Source organism: Methylobacterium sp. EM32, assembly GCF_040593685.1.
Classification (GTDB): Bacteria; Pseudomonadota; Alphaproteobacteria; order Rhizobiales; family Beijerinckiaceae; genus Methylobacterium.
Map to the genome: position 1 here is coordinate 1 of NZ_JBEXZS010000163.1, position 18,915 is coordinate 18,915.

Sequence of the window (18,915 nt, forward strand, 5' to 3'; positions counted from 1 at the left end):
CTCGGCGCTCAGGTCAAGCGAGGTGGGGACACGGTAGGCCATCGGCGCCTCCCAACAAACCCACACTTTGCCACAAACTTCAGACGCAGGACACTAGGTGATCGCGACCGAACTGAACGAGCGGCAGCGCGTCATCCTGCTTGCCGCGTACGATGAGGATCAGGCTCGTGAGGCAAGGTATAGCGGTCCGGGCGGTTCTTCCGTCCGGCTCTGGCGCTGGATCGAGTACGGGCCTGTCGGCCACAAATGGCTCGATGGGTCGGGTCATCACGTGTTGCGGACCAAGCTCGCCGCTGTGGGACTGGTCAACCAATGTCAAGCGACGCCCGGAACTGACCCTTTTGCGTCATGAAGAACTGGCCCCTCTTCCAGTTTCTATTCCTAAACGGGTGTGGGTTGAGGGGCGGTCGTCGCCCTCTGCAGCAGACCGCTGCGCCGCTTCTCGCGCAGCCGGTAGCTGTCGCCCCGGATGGTGACCACATGGCTGTGGTGCAGCAGGCGGTCGAGGATCGCGGTCGCTACTACCGCGTCGCCGAACACCGTGCCCCACTCCCCCACCGCCCGGTTCGAGGTCACCAGCATCGCGCCCCGCTCGTAGCGCCGGCTGACCAGCTGGAAGAACAGGTGCGCGGCATCCGGCTCGAAGGGCAGGTAGCCGAGCTCGTCCACGATCAGCAGCTTGGGCTTGGCGTAGTGCGTCAGCCGCTCCTCCAGCCGGCCCTCGGCATAGGCCTTGGCCAGTTGCGCTACCAGGGTCGTGGCCGGCGTGAACATCACGCTGTAGCCGGCCACGATCGCCTCCCGGCCCAGCGCCACCGCCAGGTGCGTCTTGCCGACGCCCGGAGGACCCAGAAGCAGCACCGCCTCGCCGTTGGCGATGAAGCGGCCGGTGGCGATCTCGCGGGTCTGCCCCTTGTCGAGGGAGGGCTGGGCCGCGAAGTCGAAGCCGGTCAGGTCGCGCACGAACGGGAAGCGTGCCAGCCCGAAGGCCATCTCGATCCGCCGCTGGTCGCGCCGCGCCACCTCACGCTCGCAGAACAGGGTCAGCGCCTCGCGGATCGTCAGGTCGCGCCGGCCGGCTTCATCAATCAGCGTGTCGAGTTGGTCGCGGAGCGCCGTCAGCTTGAGCCGCCCGAGCAGCGCCGTGAGGTGATCGTGCCCCTCGCTCATCAGAAGCCTCCCCTGGCCACGGCCTCGTATTCCGAGAGCGGCCGCAGTGGTCAGCCCCCATCGGAGTGGTCCGGCCTGAAGTATGGCTTTGAGCCGACGGAGGACGGACGCGATGGGAACGAAGAAGCACAAGCCGGAAGAGGTCGTGGCCAAGCTGCGGCAGGTGGACGTGCTGGTCTCGCAGGGGCAGAGCGTGGCTGATGCGATCCGGGCGATCGGCGCGACCGAGGTCACGTATTACCGCTGGCGCAAGGAGTTCGGCGGGCTCAAGTCGGACCAGGTGCGTCGGATGAAGGAGCTGGAGACCGAGAACCAGCGGCTGCGCAAGGCGATCGCGGATCTCACCCTCGACAAGCTGATCCTGCAGGAGGCCGCCCGGGGAAACTTCTGAGCCCCGCGCGCCGGCGCGCCTGCATCGAGCATGTCCGGACCGTGCTGACGGTCTCCGAGCGGCGCGCCTGTCGCGCGCTCGGGCAGCATCGCTCGACGCAGCGCAAGGTGCCGGGGGGGAGAGACGACGAGGCGGCGCTGCTGGCCGACCTGGTCGAGTTGGCGCGCCGGTATGGCCGCTACGGCTACCGCAAGATCGCCGCCCTGCTGCGGGCGGCGGGCTGGCTGGTCAACGACAAGCGGGTGGAGCGGCTGTGGCGGCAGGAGGGGCTCAAGGTGCCGGCCCGTCAGCCCAAGAAGGGCCGGTTGTGGGACGGGGATGGCTCCTGTGTCCGGCTGCGGCCCGAGCATCGCGATCATGTCTGGTCCTACGACTTCGTCGAAGCGCGCACGCATGACGGGCGCAAGGTCCGCCTGCTGAACGTCATCGACGAGTTCACCCGCGAGTGCCTGGCCATCCGGGTGGCCCGCAAGCTCAAGGCACCGGACGTGATCGATGTGCTCTCGGACTTGTTCATCCTGCGTGGCGTACCTGCGCACGTTCGCTCTGACAATGGACCTAAGTTCATCGCCCAATCTGTGCAGAAGTGGATCACCACCGTGGGCGCAAAGACGGCCTACATCACGCCTGGCTCACCGTGGGAGAACGGCTACATTGAGAGCTTCAACGCGAGGCTGCGGGATGAATTGCTGAATGTGGAGATCTTCTACTCTCTGCGGGAGGCGCAGATCCTGATCGAGAGCTGGAGGAGACACTACAACGGAGTTCGGCCGCACGCCTCGCTCGGCTACCGCCCGCCGGCCCCGGAGGTGTTCGTGCCAGCCTTAACCGCTTGGCCGGCTGCGCTCGCCCGACCGGCTCCGCCGGCCAAGCTACCCGTGGTGGAAAGGCCCACGGTCCACTAACATTCCACTCGGGCCACCTCGTGGGGGCTGATCAACCGCGCCCTTGTCCATCAGCGCGTCCAGCGCGAGCTGCTCGTGCCGCTCGCCGGCCGTCAGGACAGCCGCCATCGGCTTGCCCCCACCCTCGGCTCGCAGGTACAGCTTGGTCGAGAACCCGCCCTGGCTGCGCCCGAGAGCCTTGCCCACACCCTCGACCTACCGTGCGAGCCTATCAGGGGTGACGCCGCGGCGTTCGAGGCTTGGTGCGCCCGCTACGGCTTCCGGTCGCTGCCGGCGAGCCCTGAGGCCGTGGCCGGCTTCCTGGTGGCGGAGGCGGAGGCAGGCCGGGCGGCCTCGACGATCGGCAGGCGTCTCGCGGCCATCAAGTACGCGCACAAGCTCGTCCGGCAGCCGGACCCGACTGAGGACGAGGCGGTGCGAGCCACGATGAAAGGCATCCGGCGCAAGGTCGGGACGGCGCCGGACCAGAAGGCGGCGGCGACGGCCGACGTGCTCATGGCGATGCTGATGCGCACGCCCGACACGCTGACCGGCAAACGGGATAGAGCTCTACTCGCGCTTGGGTTCGCCGGGGCGTTCCGTAGATCGGAGCTGGTCGCCCTCGACGTATCGGATCTGCGCGAGGATCCCGAAGGCCTGCGGGTGCTGGTGCGCCGGTCCAAGGTCGACCAGGAGGGCGCCGGGTTCGAGAAGGCGACCCCGCACGGGCGGTTCATCCGGCCGGTTGCCCTGCTGCGCGACTGGCTCGAGACGGCAGGGATCACCGAGGGGCCCATATTTCGGCCGGTATCAAGGTCGGGCAGGGTTCGAATGACAATGCGGGGTACCAACCCTGCCTGTCTCACCACCCAAGCCGTCGCAGACATCGTGAAGCGGTATGCAACTGCGGCCGGGCTCGATGCCTCGACCTTCGGGGCTCACTCCCTGCGGGCCTGCTACATCACGACAGCAGCGGAGCGCGGCGCGGACCTTGCCCGCATCATGGACCAGTCTGGCCACAGAGATACGCGTACAGTGGTTTCATATATTCGCCGCGTGAATGCGTTTAAGTCTCGCTCAGGGAGCGGTTTTCTATGATAGCGCAAGAAAGTACGATGCTACACAGAAGGGAGGGAGGCAATCTTTTTGGCGTAGCTCGCATCAGAACAAAGGAGTTTTAAAAACTTCCTACACAGAACCGCGACGTTCTGTAATTATTTCTTCATAATCAACTGGGAAGGCTTTCAAAAATATCTCTTCACGGACAATGGTCGGAATATAAATGATGGTTTCAATGTTCATATATGTTATGAAAGACGAACCCCTAAGCAGCTTCTCGACCACATCAACTACATAGGAGCCGGCTGGCTGCGTACCATCAATTGTGCTCAGCCGGAAGGGATGATCGAACATGACGATCTCACGAGTTGTACGCATAGTTCATAGCCAATTTATCAATAAAAATAGAATTCAAAAATCAACTATACCTCCAAGTTGGGAGTCCTCACGTCATGATATTTGATATTACGGATGATTTTATTTGCCGCATCGGCGGAAATTTCACCAGCAGTCACAAGCTCCTTAACGGCAAGAGAAAATTCTTGCGATGTCAGTCCATTGAGCCGCAACTCAGACCGCAGTTTGTCAGTCAACCGCATCATCATGAGATCATGTTTGATCTCAATTTTTGAGGGTAGAGCTAGGCTTCTGCCAAAATTTTTGGACGCTTTCATGGCTGTGAACTCCATTATTTTATTATCATTATTTATTTGAAGATCGGTCGTCCTCCATATCATAGTGTGTATTTATAGCACATCACACCATGAATGGATATCGAGATCATGCTGGCATATTTCGTTCTTTCTAAAGTCCCCCACGTGTTAAGCGTTTTAGTTAATAAATGACCACAAATTCGCTATTGGCCTGCGTATATCAATGTGAGTTCCGTGATTTAAACCATTGATCGGCAGCTGCTCTTCGGTTCTTCGGATCGCCCATATGAACTATCTTTTCGACAATTAAATTTTTATTACGTTCGATCGCCGAAAATCTTCTAACAGCGTCGTATTTCACCGCTCCGGACATCACCGCAACTGTCTGGTTTGTCGAATTTTCAACGTGAGTCATGTTCTTGCCCTCTCAAATTTGCATTTTCAAATGCACCGACTTAAAAGCCAATGATCACCCTGTAAGAAGGTTCCTTATTTGCAAAAATTTCACGCATAAACGGCCTGATCGCACTAAATTTTATAGGGCAGAAATGCTGCACGATGAGTACCTGCTCCACCAAATAGGACTCTGGCACGAACGTGCTGTGATCGGCACATCGCATCGCGCGACGCCGGGCGACACCGCCCCGAGGTGATCACTAGGCGGATGTGCAGCCAACGCTCAGAACCCGAGCGGCAAGCGCAAAGCCGTTCATCTATCCTGGCATCTCGATGTCGCTACGGCTCTCCAGAATGTCCCAGGCCTCGTCAGCGCACGCTGCTTCGATGACGGCGAACCCAGCGTCCGGCGGCGTCCAGCAGGTCGCTCGCCATCATGCGTACGAGGCACGTTAGCCGTAAACTTCGACGCCAACCGACATTTCCAGGAGGGCATTGGCAGGCCCGATGAAGCTGCCCGTCACCGGCATGATCTGGCGAATGTCGCGCGCTACAGCGACCGGGATCAGGTTCGCTCCTCCCACCCTGCGGTTGGTTGGGTCAAAGGTGATCCACCCTGCGCCGGGTAGGTACACCTCGCCCCAAGCATGAGTGGACCCGCCATCGGCCGACCCGAGCAGTGTACGCGTGGGGTCATGCAGATAGCCCGAGACAGCCCTTGCGCCGAAGCCAAGGCTACGGACCGCCTCAACAAAGAGCGTAGCCAGATCCCGGCAGGATCCTAGGCCCGATGACAAGGTTTGGCTCGGCGACTGTGTGCCCTCATCCTCCCGGGCCTGGTAGGTGATCCCGGCACCCACACCAGCATTGATGTCCTTGAGGAGCGACAGAGTGTCGGTGGGGTAGCCCGCAACGAACCCCTGCGCCCAGTTTTGCAGGCGATCCCCATCGGGGTACTTCCGAACCGTCAGTGCTCCCAGGTCCGTCCACTCGTCGTCTGAGTACCGGAAGGGAAACGAGATGGCCGAGGCGGCGATGTCGAAGACCGGATAGGTAGCCGAGGAAAGCTCGACCTGAGCTGCGCTGTCGATGACGAGCGTGTCGGACTGGGTTTCAAAGGTGGCGGTTGCAACCGCGTTCCCGGCAACATCGCTGGCCCATGTCACAGTCGCATTCGGCGTCACTCTGATGTCGCTCGAACGGAGCCTCAGGTCCCGAGCCTCCCGTGGGCGCAACATCAGCCGATGCGGTCCGAGCCCGACGGGCTGTCTGTAGCGGTAAGTCGTCCGGTGGCAGATGCGTAGATCGACCAAGGGATGCTCCTTATGAACCATATCGGACCGCTCCCCACCCCGAGCGGTCCTTCGCGCGATTAAACGCTGGCCGGGTACTGGCGCGCGATCACGGTCCAGATCATCGGCAAGTGCTCGTCAAGCATGTCGCCGATGGCCTTCTCGTCGGTGTGATCGCCGCCGCGGTAGTGCTCAATCGCGGCCATGACACTGCTATGCCCGGCGATCAGCTTGCGAAGTGCGCCGATGATATTCCGGTCTAGCTCGTCGTCGGTGAGGTGGCGCAAGCTGCTCATGTCGGCTTCCTTCTCCAATCTGCGAATGCGGCTCTCAAGGGTACGGTTCATTTCTTCAGGCCCTCCAGGGCGTCGAGGCGGGCTTGCACGTCCGTCACCTCGATTGCCCGCACGTGGGCGTCCACCAGCTTGCCAAGCTCGGCAGCCTCGGACGGGGTGAGTTCGCCTGAGGCTACGGCGGCGAGGAGCGCCCCGGTCGCCTTCGTCAGGTCGGCCGCGGTCTCGATCGGGGGCAGGGCGAAGGGCACAGGGCGGTCCTTGCGGACAGGCATCAGGCGGTCGAGGCACAGACGCAGGGCTGTGGGATCGCCATCCTTCGCCAAGGTCGTGGCCTTGCGCATGATGGCGTCGGCGTCGTCCGACAGGATCAGCTCCATCGCCTGTGCGACCCGGGTCCGACTGCCCTTCGCTCGGCCGGCAGGGTTGCCGCTTTGCCCCTTCTGGAATGGTCGCCCTCTCGCGGGCATCACGATGTCCTCTCGTTTACGGATCTTTATCCGAGCTTCGGCACGGTACCCGCTGTTAGCGCTGTTCAGAACAGCCGCAGAGAAGCGGATCAACACCCACATGCATCAACGGATCAGCCAGACCTCCGATCCGTATCGCGACTGAATGGCCTTGCCCGCTCCTCATAGTTTCGAGCAGTATGATGCCTCACGAGTCCCGTGTAACCCGCCGTGAGGCCTGGAAGAAGGCATTCAGCCTTGTCCACTTCGATGCAGATGGGTTTCAGCGGCCGCGGCGCGAAAGCCTGCTGGTCAGCGTCATGCGGGTTATTTTTGCTGGTAGCCTGCTGGTAGGGTGGGCTTACCTCGGCCCGACAACGCACGCCGCCTCTGCCTCAAGCGCGATATTGGCCATCACCCGTTGAAACAGGTGAGCGGTGGGGGGATCTGCGGTGCTCGTGAGGAACGAGGATCCATAAGACACACAGGGTACCTTACATGGGCGCGCCTGGTTCTTCGCGCCTGCAGCTCTCACGACAAAGCCCAGCAAGCCGGTCTCGGCCGCTGGGCTTCAGGTATCACGTGATCAGGGAAGCTTACGGGCAGTGATGCCTCTTCCTATCGTTGCCGAGGTAAGTGCCGGTGGCCAGGTCATACGACCGGAAGCGTTGGGTGCAGTAGCTCACCTGATCGGCATCGGATGTGACCTCAGTGGCGGCAGGCGCGTCGCCCTCGTCAAACCCGCCGTATCCGGCCGGAGCATAGCCGCCACCATAGTACCCATCATCGTAGCCGCCGTACCCGTAGCCGAGCCCCCCAGCGGCCAAGCCAAGCCCGAGACCCACGCCTAGCCCGGCAGCTCCGTACCCGTAGCCCCGTCCGCGGTAGTAGCCGCCTCGATTGCCGGCGTACCCGCGCCCGCTAAAGCCGCCCACGGCAGGACGGACGCCACCAGCTGCGACGGTACCAACTCCACTTTGACCACCGACAGCAAGCCCCGAGCTGCCAGCAGCGCCACGGAAGCCACCCATACCTCCGCCACCGCGGAAGCCGCCAGCGGCGAGCCCTGAGCCACCGCGGACGCCGCCACCCACACCACCGATGCGCGCGCCGCCAAATCCACCGCCACCAGCGCCGAAGCCGCCACCCCGGAACCCGCCTCCACCGGGGCGGGCATCAGCTGCCGCCGGGAGGAAAGCAAACGCAGCGGCCACGGTCGCTGCAGTGATGAGAGCATATTTCATAGGATTTGTCCGTGGTGAGAGAAGCCTCTCATACTCAGTGAACTTCCCCCGGGTGCTTTCGGTCCATGCTCGCGACAATTCTGCTTGCCAGGAGAAGTAGCGCCGAACGGCGTAGCTTGAGTGCAGGATCCTGTCTGACCTCTCTCATGCAATGCGCCACCCAACACAGGTGCAATGGTTAAGCTTTACACGCCCCGCATCGACGGTCGCTCATGGCCGCAAGGGGACAGAACGATGCTACCCATCATTCGGATCATTGTCGCTGAGGCCATCCTGACTGTGTGGAGCCATGTGGCTCCTGCCAGAGCAGCACACATCGTTCCGATCGAACAGTCAGGTCAGACGGTCGATGCTGCGCCGCTTACCGAGGACTGCTGCCCTCTGCAGGCTTGGCCGTACATCGGCTGAGGCAGCCTGCTGACAGGACCGACCATGATGCTCGCCTCCACTGTCCTCGCCGGGTTCGTCCTCCTGCTGGCTGTGAGCCGCTAAGGGGCTCACACGTCACTGTTGAATTGGGGGCATGTGCCGGCACCTTCGATCCTGGATCACTTCTCATGCGTTGCCTCGCAGTAGAGGATCACCGCATGCTCGAATTTCAGCACGAAAGAACCGAACTCGCCCGCGCTAATCGGCATATCGAGGATGCGGACCGACGTATTGGTAGGCTCGTCGAACGCATCATGGAGAACAAAGCTAAAGGGTCGGACACGACTGAAGCCGAGAGATTGCTCCATCTGATGCATGAGATCCTGGACCAGTGGCACGCGCACCGGCAGGTCATCCTAGTTGCCATTGAGCGGGGTGGCCGCCAGGGTTGGAACCCAACCGGCTGAGCATACGGGAGGCCGTTCGCCACCCGATGCAGACGTGTCCGTTCTCGGCCCGGGACCACCGCATTAGGCCGGCGCATTCCGAGTATGGGATCTCGCCTTACTCACCCGGGTCACCGCTAATTGCCCTCAGGGCCTCCAGGACGGCGTTTTGGGGTTTGGGCGAATAAAGCCAAGCCTGCAAAAACGCCTCCAGCGCCTCCGCTGCGGATTTCTGGCGTATCCCAGCTGCGGATTTCTGGCGTATCCCAGCCACGTCACCTCACCGGTCGTGTCCGTGCGGTGAGCTTGTTGCCGTCCGGATCACGGAGATAGGCCACGAAGGCGCCGTTCGGACGCTCTGTGGGTGGGCTCTCGATGGCGGTACCCCATGCGCGGTACCAGCCTCGTGCCACGCGATGACGTGATCGCGGCTCGCAGCGACGATACCGATGGTCCCGCCGTTGGCCGCGGTCGCTGGCTTGCCGTCGATCGCCTTCGTGATCATCAGCCGACTACCCTCGTGGGCATAGATCAGCCTCCCTCGCTCATCCATCTTGCCGGGCTTGCCGCCGAGAGCGGAGAACGTCGCATCGTAGAAGGCCCGTGCCCGCTCCAGGTCATTGCTGCCGATAATGACGTGTGGACATGCGTCGCTCCGGAAATGGCGTCCTGGGTTAGCCCCAGTCGGGCCTGGAGACGGGTAGGCGGTTGCCCGCCGCGGTAGCTCGCATCACTCCACGGCAACGTCAACGACCTGCTGCCGGGCGTCGGCCGGCGCTGGCTTGCCCGATGGTGGCGCTGGCCGGGCACCCGATCCGCTGTTGCTCACCCGTCTCATGCTGCCCATCCGGCGAAGATTGCTATGCCGCGAATGGTGCGCTCGCCGGCCGGGAGTCGGGTAGGCGCTCTACCCCCGCGAAGTCCCGAACGGGCGCGAAGTCCCGAACGGGCGCACTTACGGGGCAATTCCCGATTTCCCGTGTCGGATCAGAGGCTTCGCTGCGGCGTCCGTCCGACGCTGAAATGCCGGCCACCAGGCTCCTGTCCGAGGCCTCATGGCAGCGCCCGCCGGATGTTGCCCACGGTCTCCGCTGAGACACCAGCCCGCCAACGTATTGCCGCCTGTGAAATATTATCTTGCTGCGAGCCGACATCGCCAAAGCAAAGCTAAAAAAATATCTACGATATTTGTTTGAATGTGCTAATATGTCGTTTCTGCTTCGGAGGTTGTCATGGCCAGTCGCAAACAATTCAATATATCAATCTCTCAAAAGAGAACCGGTATAATATTTGCTGCTACTGCAATAGCCTTGATATTTTGCGGTTTCCTCCTCTATATCAGGCCGGGAGCAGCAGGACCAAATAGCATGGTAAAGGGAGGAGTCGGAGAATTCTCTATATATTTTGCATTGTTTGTTTTTGCTATTTATATAGCCTTTCTTTCTAAAGATTTAATAAATACAAATTCTGTTGTTTCGGTTGGCGACCAAGGCATCTTTGATCGCCGCATATCGACGGGCTGGATACCATGGAGTGCCATACGGGCGGTAAGCATTGTAGATCGCTCCTCACAAAAAAGCCTGTTGTTCAAAATATCTGATTCTTATGATATCACTAAAAACACTAGGCGCCTGATGATCAATCATACTGCTATTAATAAGAATGAGGCGCCATACGAATTCTTGGTTGAAGCTGGTAAGCTGAAAGGTGGTTTCGCCGCACTACACAACGCAGTGACCAGTTTTCACCAAATCCCGCAGGATGGTCGCGCTCACTGACGCGGGCGCTAGTGCACTGACGCGGACGAACGCACCACGCCCGCTCTCGCCAACCAATTGCAAACGCACCGGAAATCGCAACGAGCTGTGTACCTTTTGAAGGCGTCAGTGCACTAGGAGGCCCGCGAAGCTGTCGATCACGAGGTCGCGCGGCACAACGAACAACCGGCCCGAACGCGCCTCGTTGGCGCAAAGGGTAATCAAAATGCCCTTAGCCTCGCCGGAGACGTAAGATCACCCCCTATAGGCCGGCCGGGGCGCTGTACCGCTCCGTGAGGGCTGTGTTCCGGCCGGTGTCGCGTTCGGGCAGGGTTCGAATGACAACGGGGGATGCCAACCCCGCACGCCTCACCACCCAAGCCGCCGCTGATATCGTGAAGCGGTACGCAACCGCGGCCGGGCTCGATGCCTCGACGTTCGGGGCTCACTCCCTGCGGGCCGGCTACATCACGACCGCGGCCGAGCGTGGCGCGGATCTCGCTCGCATCATGGACCAGTCCGGGCACCGGGATACCCGGACGGTCGTTGGCTACATCCGTCGGGCGAATGCGTTCAAGGGGCACTCGGGGAGTGGGTTATTGTAGACTATCATCAGATCCACGATCGACGCGGTGTCGAGCAGGCATCTATGCGGTCGGCAAATCTTGCTTGTTTGGCTTAGACACCAAGTCGTTAATAACCTCGCAGGCGTCCGCCATTCCATTCCCGGCCGACATCTGGCCTTGCACCTGGCGACAGGCGATTGACACAGCGGCGGAACTCACCAGCCCGTCAATCATGCGCCGGGCTCGGCGAGCGGTGAAGCGCCAGCGGCTCAGCGAGGCGCCAACCCCGAGACGCACCACCCGCTGCGCTTCGTCGGCGTGGTCGAACGCTACCGGTACAATGAGTTGCGGGCAGCTCGCGGCGAGCGCCTGCGCCACCGTGCCGATCCCACCGTGGTGGATGAGCGCTGCGCAGACCGGCAACAGCCGGCTCAGCGGCGCGTAGGGGACATGCATCACGCCGGCTGGCAGCTCGGCCTCAATCTCCTCGGCCCGGCCGGCGAGCAGGATGCCGCGCTGTCCCGAGAGCCGGCACACCTCTGCAGAGGTGGCGAAGAACGACTGCGCACCAGCCATCGCCGAGCCGTAGGTGAAGACCAGCGGCGCCGGTCCCGCGGCCAGAAACGCCTGTAGGTCCGGCGCTAGGTGGGCGGTGTCGCCATAGGTATCGGCGAGCAGAAAACCGACTTGGCGGAGCTGCTCCGGCCAGTCGGCTTGTGGCGGGGAGTACCAGTCCGGTACGGCGAGCAGTACCCGATCGGGGCTGTGCCACCAGTCCCGTAACCGCTTCACGGGAGCGAGCCCGAGCTCAGCCCGGAAAGCGTTGAGCGGCAGCAGCATAGCAGGGTCGATGACGAACAGGTCTGCGCCGCGACCGACTCCATGTCGCCAGCGAGCCGGTAATAGGTTGGGCAGTGGCAGACCCGGCAATCGTGGTGGCGCGAAGCGGCTCTCGACGAGCATAGGCATCAGGTGAAGGGTCGTCAGGGTTAGCCCAAGCCGCTCTTGTGCTACCCGGGCTCCGAGCGCGAGGGTGGAGGCGACCACCAAATCAGTTCCCGGACAAACCTCCGCTTCCAGCCAGCGGTAGGTCGGCTCAATCGCCTTTGCGATTGCCTTGAGCATGATGCGAGCACCGCGGATCGGGTGCCAAAGCGCCGGCTGCCTTATTACGTGTTCAAAGTCGGCTGATGTGCCGATAGCGTGGAACAGCAGACCAGCGCGAGCGGCAAGCGGCATGAACGGTTCGGGTGCTGCGAGGTATACCTGATGGCCGCGTGCCTGAAGCGCTGCGCCGAGTGCGATAACAGGAAGAATATCCCCATGAGTGCCAAGAGCTACGAGGAAAACGCGGCGATTTTCGTCGATCATCATGGTCGTACCGGGATGCAATGAAGACAGCGCCAGCGCCTTCGAAAGATAATCCTCTGAGTGCGCCTCATTATTTTTCCGTTATTGATGGCGCATAATGAACGACATTGATCATTGTCAATTGAAAATACGCAGTATATAAGATAGCAGAAAAATTTGGTAACAAAATAACAATTGTGAAAAAATTATAATAAGCCTGATATTAGATATTCGATATATCAGAATGCAGCGATCGGCGGCGGGGCCTTCTTCGTTCCCCGCCACATTAGCTTTCGATAATGACGCCTGTCCATGGCAATGCCAGGAGAAGCACGGCTGTCGTGATGCGGAACGCCGGCAGCCGTAGCGAGCCGGGCGAGTTTTCGACCTACCCCTTGTCCCGGCTCGCCCCATCCAGATCACAAGCCGGTGCCTCACTGCCTACAGCTCGTTGGTCCTATCGTCAGGCGGAGTAGGCTGGCTGGCGTGGCGGCTACGTTAGAAGCGAAAAATTGTCTGCACCGAGGTCGCATCCAGAGCAATGTCATTTAGCACTTTTCCCAAAACGTTCGATCTATGACCGCCATAAAAACTTATATTTTATTAATGCTACTTATTTTGGTGGTGATACACATGCATGACAGCAGCAACTTAGCTGTAAATACAATCATAGGATTATAGGTTATGTCCATAAATGACGATATGAGTAATGACAAAAATTTATCTTTCGAAGATCATAGGGATTTTACGATCACATCGTCGAAAAATATCGATATAAATTCATCAATATATGTTATTGAAAGTCGTAAGATGCTTCGCGATTGCCTTGAAAAATGCTTGATTAAGTCATTTAATGACCAAACCATAATGTCGTTTGCATCCATCGATGAATGGGATCAGTCGAAAATATTATGTAGGGAAGGAGACATCATTATCATATGCTGTGATGCGCTCGAGACTCCTCAAACCAAAGAGGATCGTAATGATCTTCTTTTTCGCTCCGGTATCGAGGCTAGGTTTGTGCTTTTGTGCGACAGCGAAGATTTAGCTGGCGTCGTTGAACAACTGAGTAAGGGCGTACACGGCTATATCCCGACCAGCGTCAGTCTCAATGTGGCGATTGAGGCGATACGACTGGTACAAGCTGGAGGAATTTTCATCCCCTCGAGCTGCGTATTCCAACATTGCGAACCTGTTGAGCCTGTAACGCCTCGCAGCCAATTCACTCCACGCCAGAGCGCGGTGCTAGAGCAGCTGCAGACGGGCCGGTCGAATAAAATAATAGCATTTGAGCTAAAAATGAAAGAAAGCACCGTCAAGGTTCATGTTCGAAATATCATGCGAAGACTCGGCGTCACAAATAGAACAGAAGCTGTTGTTCAGACACATAAAAATAAAACCATATAACAATTTTTAGGAAATAAAACATGTCAAACCGAAGAGAATTATATAGAAATCCCAAGGGGGATTGTTGGTACCTAGGGCGAGAACCAGTGGATGGGAGAACTTTCGTTATCCATCAGCCCAACGGTCCGTCAGGTAGCCGTCTGCGCCATATCGAGCTAGGAGCTTTCCTGAGCGATGGAAGCGGGAAACCAGAGCAACAGGCTTTGCTCCGCTTGATTGGCACTCTTGTTGACGTCCCGCCGTATGCAGACGACGCCTGAAGACTGCACAGCCCGAGTTGCGCTGGCGGGCGTGCTCGTGCAACTCGCAGCCCTCGACGCGCGGTGTAGCGCAGCCATCGTTGTTCGAGAGCACGATCACCGGCACGCCGGTGAGCTTTGGGTCGAACACGCGCTCGCAGGAGTAGTAGAAGGAGTTGCCGTCGATCAGCGCGATCCCCCGGCTCATCGCACGAAGCTCGTCCGCGCCTTCACGTGGTGCCAGCGCACCGAGAACAGCAGCACGCTCCAGAGCAGGCTCTCCTCCAGGTCCTCCAAGGCGAATTCCTGATCCATCTCCCGGGTTGTCGAACGTGAGGGACAACCCCGACCGGAACGTCCTCACGGCCTCGCACAGCAGCGAGTTGGCGGAGCGGTGGGGGCGCAAGACCCGCAATCTGATCGCCAGCCATGGCGGTGACCTCGGCGTCACCCTGTCCGAGGACAGCGCCGCGGCTTACCGATGGGCAACGACGGAAGGAGGCGAGTACCTGCCTGTCGGCGTCGGCATCGCGGGTTTCCGCGCGGACCTTGGCATCATCGACGACCCGTTCGGCAGCTGGAAGGACGCCGAGAGCCGACGGATCCGGGATCGGGTGTGGGACTGGTACTCGGACGACTTCTCGACCCGCCTCAAGCCGGGATCGAAGCGGGTCATCATGTACACCCGCTGGTACGACGACGACCTTGCCGGCCGCATCATCCGCCAGCTCGACGCGATCCGCCGCCCCTACCGATCGATGCGATCCCAAGGCACCTCCTGGCGGGTGTAGCGGCCAGCACTCCACCACCGTGCCATTTGCCGGCGCTGGCGTTGGGGCGGGCATCCCGCCCTTCGGGGCACTCCGGATGCCGTGACGGCGGTAAGGCGCCTTTATCCTGAGAACGTCTGGGCCAGCCTCCACGAGGCGACAGAGCGGCCGTGCCTGTGACGAACCACCCGAGCATCTATTTTTCATTGGTGCCTCAGAAAAAAGCGATATTTTTCGGTGTGTCTTGCGATTGAAATAACGAAAACCCATATAAAACAGATCGATCTTTGGCCGGATCACTGGGCTTCGTCGCTTCGCTTATGCTGAGCACACGCTCTGTCACTCTCTCCAGATCTATCGATTTCGGAGAAATGCCGAGAAAGTGGAGAGATTATTGTGGCAAAGAGCTTCATCACCGGTGCTGCCAGCAGCCCTTCCAATGAAGAGTTTCAAAAGCGCGTGGCGCGGTTGTCAGACATGCCGGTAAAATTACCCACTAATAAGAAGCATCAGAATAAGTCTTCAAAGTGGTCTACTGCGCGACGGCAGCCTGAGGAGCCATCGGATCAATCTAAAACATCTGACGATGTGGATTGAAGAGGGTTCCTCAGCCCAGTGTGCTGGTCAACCGCATCCTTAGCCTCCTTGAGGAGTGAGGCGACCGTTATATTATACAGTAAAGTTGATGAAATTGCGATGTGTGGGCGGCATTCGGTGGTGGCCCAACGTTTGGGGGCTGACAGCCGGACCGCCGCCGCATCCTCGGAAACAAAAGGCCGCCCTTGCGAGCGGCCGAAGTCTAAGGAGGAAACGCCCATGGAGGGCGCTTCTGATTTAGATCACGACAGAGGCGCGTGCCGTGCGAGGTCGCACACGGTGTTGGATCCTCGATGGTTGATACTACCTCGCTTTTCTAGCCGTTCCCTTCCGTCCCTGCCCCAGCCCATTGCTCTTGGCGAGTTCGGAACGCTGGGCTGCATAGTTGGCCGCCACCATTGGATAGTCGCGCGGTAGGCCCCATTTCGCCCGGTATTCGTCGGGCGTGAGGCCCCGTCCAGATAGGTGTCGCTTCAGCGCCTTGTACGGCTTCCCATCCTCAAGGCTGATGATGTGCTCCGCCGTCACCGTTTTGCGGATTGGGATTGGTGGCGTCAGTCTCTCGGGTTCGACAGGAGATGGGGTGCCGAGGCTCCGCAATGCAGCATGCACCGATGCGATCAGCTCGGGCAACGCCGAGGATTGGACGACATTGTGTGCCACATAGGTCGTTATGATGTCGCGGGTGCGCCCGATTGAAATGAGCACAGAGGCTTCGATCTCACTCATGTATCCCTCCAAATCGAGCGATGCCGATTGCATGCAAGGATTTTAACCCATGTCAACTGTGCAGATCATATAATTACGGTTAGGAGAAATGTTAATTGGTGCGGCCTATCATTAGAAATAGGCAAAATTTGCAGGCTTCATAACATCGTGAGAAGCATGCTCGCCTCGATCATGGTGCCGTTTTGCGGCTGCGCACCGATCAGGTCGCCATCGCGTGGGCGAGCACGCACGGCACCGTGCCGATGATCGGGCCGCGGTCCCTCGACCAGCTCCGGAGCAACCTCGGCGCCACAACCCTCGAGCTCTCTTGGGAGCATGTCGGCAGGCTTGACGCAGTCTGGGATTGCCCCGTTTCTGATACTGCTGGCGAATGCAGCAACTCAGGCAGCTTGGCTGATGAGGCGAGCGAAGGGCGATCGTCGGGTCGATGCGACGGTCTCACCCGCCAGCCAATCGGCGATCCGGCCGATGTTGAGGGCGGCGGCGGTCAGCACGTGTTGGAGGTGGACCTTGGCGAGCCCGAGGTAGCGAGCCCGCCGCAGATGCAGGGTCCGCACGCCCAGCGACAGTGTCCCTTCAATACCCGCCCGCCAGCGGTATTGCTCGGCGAAGGCCCCGTCGACCTCTCGCGCGCGTGCCGCCTCCAGCGCGGCGTGTTCCTCTCGTCGACGCGGCGTGAGCAACCGGCGCGGGGAACGCGTACAGTTCTGCTTGAGCGTGCAGGGTTTGCAGTCCGCGCTGGAGAAGCGGATGCGCATCACCGTGCGACCGAGGTTGTGGTCGGGGCTCCAACTCGTCGTGATGTGACCAGCAGGACAGGTGGCGATTTTGCGATCCCAATCGATCTGGAAGTCCTGAAGCCTGAAGGCTCCCGACTGACGCGACTGCCACTGCGTATCCTGCGGGCTCGGCCCGAGCAGCGTCACGGCGTAATTGCGTGTACTGGCGAGCAACAGGTCGGCATCGACATAGCCAGCATCGACCAGGTGCGTGTCTGGCAGAAGATCGTAGGCTGCCAGGTCGGCATGGATGGACCCGAGTGCGTCGCGGTCGGCAACTGGGGCCAGCGTGGTCGCCACATGCGTGATCAGGCGGGGGCGATCCGCGTCGCAGGTCTCGGTGAGGTGGACCTTGTAGCCGATCCACGTCGTCGTGCGCTTCTTGGCGCAGTGCGTCTCTGGGTCGTAGGGCGAGGCGATCATCAGCAGTGAGGGCGGAATGCCTTCTGAGGTTGTTCGCCAGACAACTTGCGTGGTCTGCGGGTTTGAATGATCCGCGTCGACTTCCGTGCCCGTCTCGTCATCGACCGAGACGATCTGGAAGTTCTGCAACCAGACCCGGCCGAGCAGGATCACGGCCGGGATCTCGCGGAGCCAGGTCGGTGCATCGGGAGAGAACACGGCCGCCAGGAGTGTGTGTCCATCGCGGCCGATCTGTTCGGCATGAGCACGACGGGCCGCCTCGCCCTGCGGGACATACAGATCGTCGGTGGGTTTGGCGTAACGCTCGCTCCAGGTTTCCTCGGCGTGAGCACGCAGCCACTCGGGAGCCGCGACGGCGAGGGCATTGAGCGCGGCACGCAGGGTCTCGGTGACGCAACCGAGGCGGTTGAGGCTGCGCACGGCCCCCAGGACATGCGTGCTGTCGGTACGCTGACGGCCTCGCGCGGCCAGAAGCCGGCGCTCGCGGCACAGGGTCAGAAGCGTGTCGAGCAGGAGCGTCTCGGCATGGCCGGCCACGAGGCGAGAGCGGAACTCGCTGAGCACCGAGGCGTCGAAGCCCGGGTCGGTGAGGTCGAGGCCCATCAGGTACTTCCAATCGATGCGGCCACGAGCCGCTTCGGCCGCGAGGCGGTCCGAGAGGCTCTCGGCGAACTGCAGCACGGTGACGAGCGCCAGCCGCCAGGGTGCCTCGGCCGGGCGGCCACGGGAGGAGAACAACGCCGTAAACTGCGCGTCGGTGAACACGGTGCCGAAGTCATCCCTCAGCCTCATGTAAGCGTTGCCCCTCGGGAACGCGGCTCGGGCCACGGCGGCGGTCTGGCTGGGAACCTCGGCGGGTGAGCTTGGCTGCAGCGACATGACGAGCCTCCGCGAGCGTCGGATTGCGCTGCCACATCAACGAGCTAACCAAGCAGAAAGATTCGCCAGCAGTATCCAATCCGGGGCAATCCCAGTACACGCTGTCGGCCGCCACCCAGGCAAACGGCACGTCCGCCGCGATCGCCCGCTTGATCACCGCCAACGCCAGTTGCGGCTTGGTCGCGAAGGCCAGTGTCTCCGGCACGTGCGTGGCCGCCCGCCGGTTCGGGTCGTCGGTCCAGGCCTTCGGCAGGTAGAGGGCGCGGTCGAGGAAGGCATGGCCCTTGGTCGAGACGTAAGCCGCGAACACGCCGATCTGGCAGTTGGTGATCTTGCCTGCCGAGCCAGTATACTGACGATGGACGCCGCAAGAGGACTTGCCCTGCTTGAGAAAGCCGGTCTCGTCGAGGACCAGGACGGCGTCCGGCTCGGCCAGGGTCTCGACGACGTGCTCGCGCACGACATCGCGCAGCGCGTCGGCGTCCCACTGGCTGCGCCCGAGCACCGCCTGCTGACGCCACGGTCCGGGATCGCCAGCCGCCTCGGCTCGCATCCAACCAGTCTTGCGCCGTTCCGTCCCGAGCAGGCCGTCCAGGAAGGCACCGGCCGAGCGGGCGACGCTCGGCGCGGCAAACAGCGGTCGGATCTGATCCTTGGCGTCACGCAGGCTCGTCGACTAGTGTCCTGCGTCTGAAGTTTGTGGCAAAGTGTGGGTTTGTTGGGAGGCGCCGATGGCCTACCGTGTCCCCACCTCGCTTGACCTGAGCGCCGAG

The 18,915-nt window shown here is 60.7% G+C and carries 20 protein-coding genes and 4 pseudogenes; 8 read left to right on the forward strand and 16 right to left on the reverse strand.

Going from position 1 to position 18,915, the window contains the following annotated elements; genetic code table 11:
- Nucleotides 1-97 precede the first annotated feature (97 nt).
- Nucleotides 98-352: a hypothetical protein gene (locus ABZT49_RS21085; protein ID WP_143132205.1), complete on the forward strand. Its 255-nt coding sequence runs from the start codon at nt 98-100 to the stop codon at nt 350-352.
- Between the two features lie 29 nt (nt 353-381).
- Here ABZT49_RS21085 and istB read toward each other — a convergent pair whose 3' ends face one another.
- Nucleotides 382-1,170 carry an IS21-like element helper ATPase IstB gene (gene istB / locus ABZT49_RS21090; RefSeq protein ID WP_093571370.1) on the reverse strand — a complete coding sequence of 263 codons (789 nt, stop codon included), beginning with the start codon at nt 1,168-1,170 and terminating at the stop codon, nt 382-384.
- A 112-nt stretch (nt 1,171-1,282) separates the two neighbouring features.
- On the opposite strand from istB, the gene ABZT49_RS21095 reads away from it, so the two are divergent.
- Nucleotides 1,283-2,466 (forward strand): IS3 family transposase gene (locus ABZT49_RS21095; RefSeq protein ID WP_093571369.1). Its coding sequence is split into 2 segments (ribosomal slippage): nt 1,283-1,547 and nt 1,547-2,466, totalling 1,185 coding nucleotides; the frame shifts between segments, so codons are not numbered across the junction.
- Between the two features lie 9 nt (nt 2,467-2,475).
- Here ABZT49_RS21095 and ABZT49_RS21100 read toward each other — a convergent pair.
- Nucleotides 2,476-2,717: pseudogene (locus ABZT49_RS21100) on the reverse strand (IS5/IS1182 family transposase); the annotation flags it as partial.
- Here ABZT49_RS21100 and ABZT49_RS21105 point away from each other — a divergent pair.
- A complete protein-coding gene (locus ABZT49_RS21105) occupies nt 2,677-3,543 on the forward strand; it encodes a site-specific integrase (protein ID WP_355288709.1) in 867 nt (288 codons plus the stop codon). The pseudogene ABZT49_RS21100 and the gene ABZT49_RS21105 sit on opposite strands and share 41 nt — an antisense overlap.
- A gap of 90 nt (nt 3,544-3,633) precedes the next feature.
- On the opposite strand, the gene ABZT49_RS21110 is transcribed toward ABZT49_RS21105, so the two are convergent.
- The 9 genes and pseudogenes from ABZT49_RS21110 to ABZT49_RS21155 form a co-directional block, all read right to left on the reverse strand.
- Nucleotides 3,634-3,858, reverse strand: coding sequence for a hypothetical protein (locus ABZT49_RS21110; RefSeq protein WP_143132204.1), 225 nt, complete (start codon nt 3,856-3,858; stop codon nt 3,634-3,636).
- Between the two features lie 68 nt (nt 3,859-3,926).
- A complete protein-coding gene (locus ABZT49_RS21115) occupies nt 3,927-4,193 on the reverse strand; it encodes a hypothetical protein (RefSeq protein WP_143132203.1) in 267 nt (88 codons plus the stop codon).
- An 812-nt stretch (nt 4,194-5,005) separates the two neighbouring features.
- Complete coding sequence (locus ABZT49_RS21125) at nt 5,006-5,866, reverse strand: transglutaminase family protein (protein ID WP_093571375.1); 861 nt, start codon at nt 5,864-5,866, stop codon at nt 5,006-5,008.
- Nucleotides 5,867-5,925: 59 nt separating this feature from the next.
- Nucleotides 5,926-6,192: a hypothetical protein gene (locus ABZT49_RS21130; protein WP_093571368.1), complete on the reverse strand. Its 267-nt coding sequence runs from the start codon at nt 6,190-6,192 to the stop codon at nt 5,926-5,928.
- Entirely contained in the window at nt 6,189-6,710 is a 522-nt protein-coding gene (locus ABZT49_RS21135) for a DUF5681 domain-containing protein (RefSeq protein ID WP_355288697.1), read from the reverse strand. The genes ABZT49_RS21130 and ABZT49_RS21135 overlap by 4 nt, the downstream gene beginning before the upstream one ends.
- 473 nt (nt 6,711-7,183) lie before the next feature.
- Complete coding sequence (locus ABZT49_RS21140) at nt 7,184-7,522, reverse strand: BA14K family protein (protein WP_355288699.1); 339 nt, start codon at nt 7,520-7,522, stop codon at nt 7,184-7,186.
- Nucleotides 7,435-7,764, reverse strand: coding sequence for a hypothetical protein (locus ABZT49_RS21145; protein ID WP_244539772.1), 330 nt, complete (start codon nt 7,762-7,764; stop codon nt 7,435-7,437). The genes ABZT49_RS21140 and ABZT49_RS21145 overlap by 88 nt, the downstream gene beginning before the upstream one ends.
- 615 nt (nt 7,765-8,379) lie before the next feature.
- The gene (locus ABZT49_RS21150) at nt 8,380-8,604 is read right to left on the reverse strand and encodes a hypothetical protein (RefSeq protein WP_093571365.1); all 225 of its coding nucleotides are present in this window, start codon (nt 8,602-8,604) and stop codon (nt 8,380-8,382) included.
- Nucleotides 8,605-8,921: 317 nt separating this feature from the next.
- Nucleotides 8,922-9,280, reverse strand: a pseudogene (locus tag ABZT49_RS21155) (VOC family protein).
- 598 nt (nt 9,281-9,878) lie between these two features.
- Here ABZT49_RS21155 and ABZT49_RS21160 point away from each other — a divergent pair.
- Together ABZT49_RS21160 and ABZT49_RS21165 are read left to right on the forward strand one after the other, a co-directional pair.
- Complete coding sequence (locus ABZT49_RS21160) at nt 9,879-10,424, forward strand: STM3941 family protein (protein ID WP_355288701.1); 546 nt, start codon at nt 9,879-9,881, stop codon at nt 10,422-10,424.
- Between the two features lie 317 nt (nt 10,425-10,741).
- A complete protein-coding gene (locus tag ABZT49_RS21165; protein ID WP_093571374.1) occupies nt 10,742-11,008 on the forward strand; it encodes a tyrosine-type recombinase/integrase in 267 nt (88 codons plus the stop codon).
- A 42-nt stretch (nt 11,009-11,050) separates the two neighbouring features.
- Here the strand turns inward: ABZT49_RS21165 and ABZT49_RS21170 are convergent, their stop codons facing one another.
- The gene (locus ABZT49_RS21170; RefSeq protein ID WP_244539771.1) at nt 11,051-12,343 is read right to left on the reverse strand and encodes a glycosyltransferase; all 1,293 of its coding nucleotides are present in this window, start codon (nt 12,341-12,343) and stop codon (nt 11,051-11,053) included.
- Between the two features lie 660 nt (nt 12,344-13,003).
- Here ABZT49_RS21170 and ABZT49_RS21175 point away from each other — a divergent pair.
- Nucleotides 13,004-13,726 (forward strand): response regulator transcription factor, encoded by a 723-nt coding sequence (locus ABZT49_RS21175; RefSeq protein WP_355288704.1) that lies wholly within the window; start codon nt 13,004-13,006, stop codon nt 13,724-13,726.
- A gap of 318 nt (nt 13,727-14,044) precedes the next feature.
- On the opposite strand, the pseudogene ABZT49_RS34305 reads toward ABZT49_RS21175, so the two are convergent.
- Nucleotides 14,045-14,173 (reverse strand): annotated as a pseudogene (locus tag ABZT49_RS34305) (Y-family DNA polymerase); the annotation flags it as partial.
- Nucleotides 14,174-14,297: 124 nt separating this feature from the next.
- On the opposite strand from ABZT49_RS34305, the gene ABZT49_RS21185 reads away from it, so the two are divergent.
- The gene (locus ABZT49_RS21185; RefSeq protein WP_143132201.1) at nt 14,298-14,756 is read left to right on the forward strand and encodes a hypothetical protein; all 459 of its coding nucleotides are present in this window, start codon (nt 14,298-14,300) and stop codon (nt 14,754-14,756) included.
- 375 nt (nt 14,757-15,131) lie between these two features.
- A complete protein-coding gene (locus tag ABZT49_RS21190; RefSeq protein WP_143132200.1) occupies nt 15,132-15,332 on the forward strand; it encodes a hypothetical protein in 201 nt (66 codons plus the stop codon).
- Nucleotides 15,333-15,635: 303 nt separating this feature from the next.
- Here the strand turns inward: ABZT49_RS21190 and ABZT49_RS21195 are convergent, their stop codons facing one another.
- The 3 genes and pseudogenes from ABZT49_RS21195 to ABZT49_RS21205 all read right to left on the reverse strand — a co-directional run.
- The gene (locus ABZT49_RS21195; RefSeq protein ID WP_093571372.1) at nt 15,636-16,061 is read right to left on the reverse strand and encodes a MucR family transcriptional regulator; all 426 of its coding nucleotides are present in this window, start codon (nt 16,059-16,061) and stop codon (nt 15,636-15,638) included.
- Between the two features lie 380 nt (nt 16,062-16,441).
- On the reverse strand, nt 16,442-18,142 hold the full coding sequence (locus ABZT49_RS21200) for an IS1182 family transposase (protein WP_355288707.1): 1,701 nt from the start codon (nt 18,140-18,142) through the stop codon (nt 16,442-16,444).
- Nucleotides 18,051-18,809: pseudogene (locus ABZT49_RS21205) on the reverse strand (IS701 family transposase); the annotation flags it as partial. The gene ABZT49_RS21200 and the pseudogene ABZT49_RS21205, both read right to left, overlap by 92 nt.
- Between the last annotated feature and the right edge of the window lie 106 nt (nt 18,810-18,915).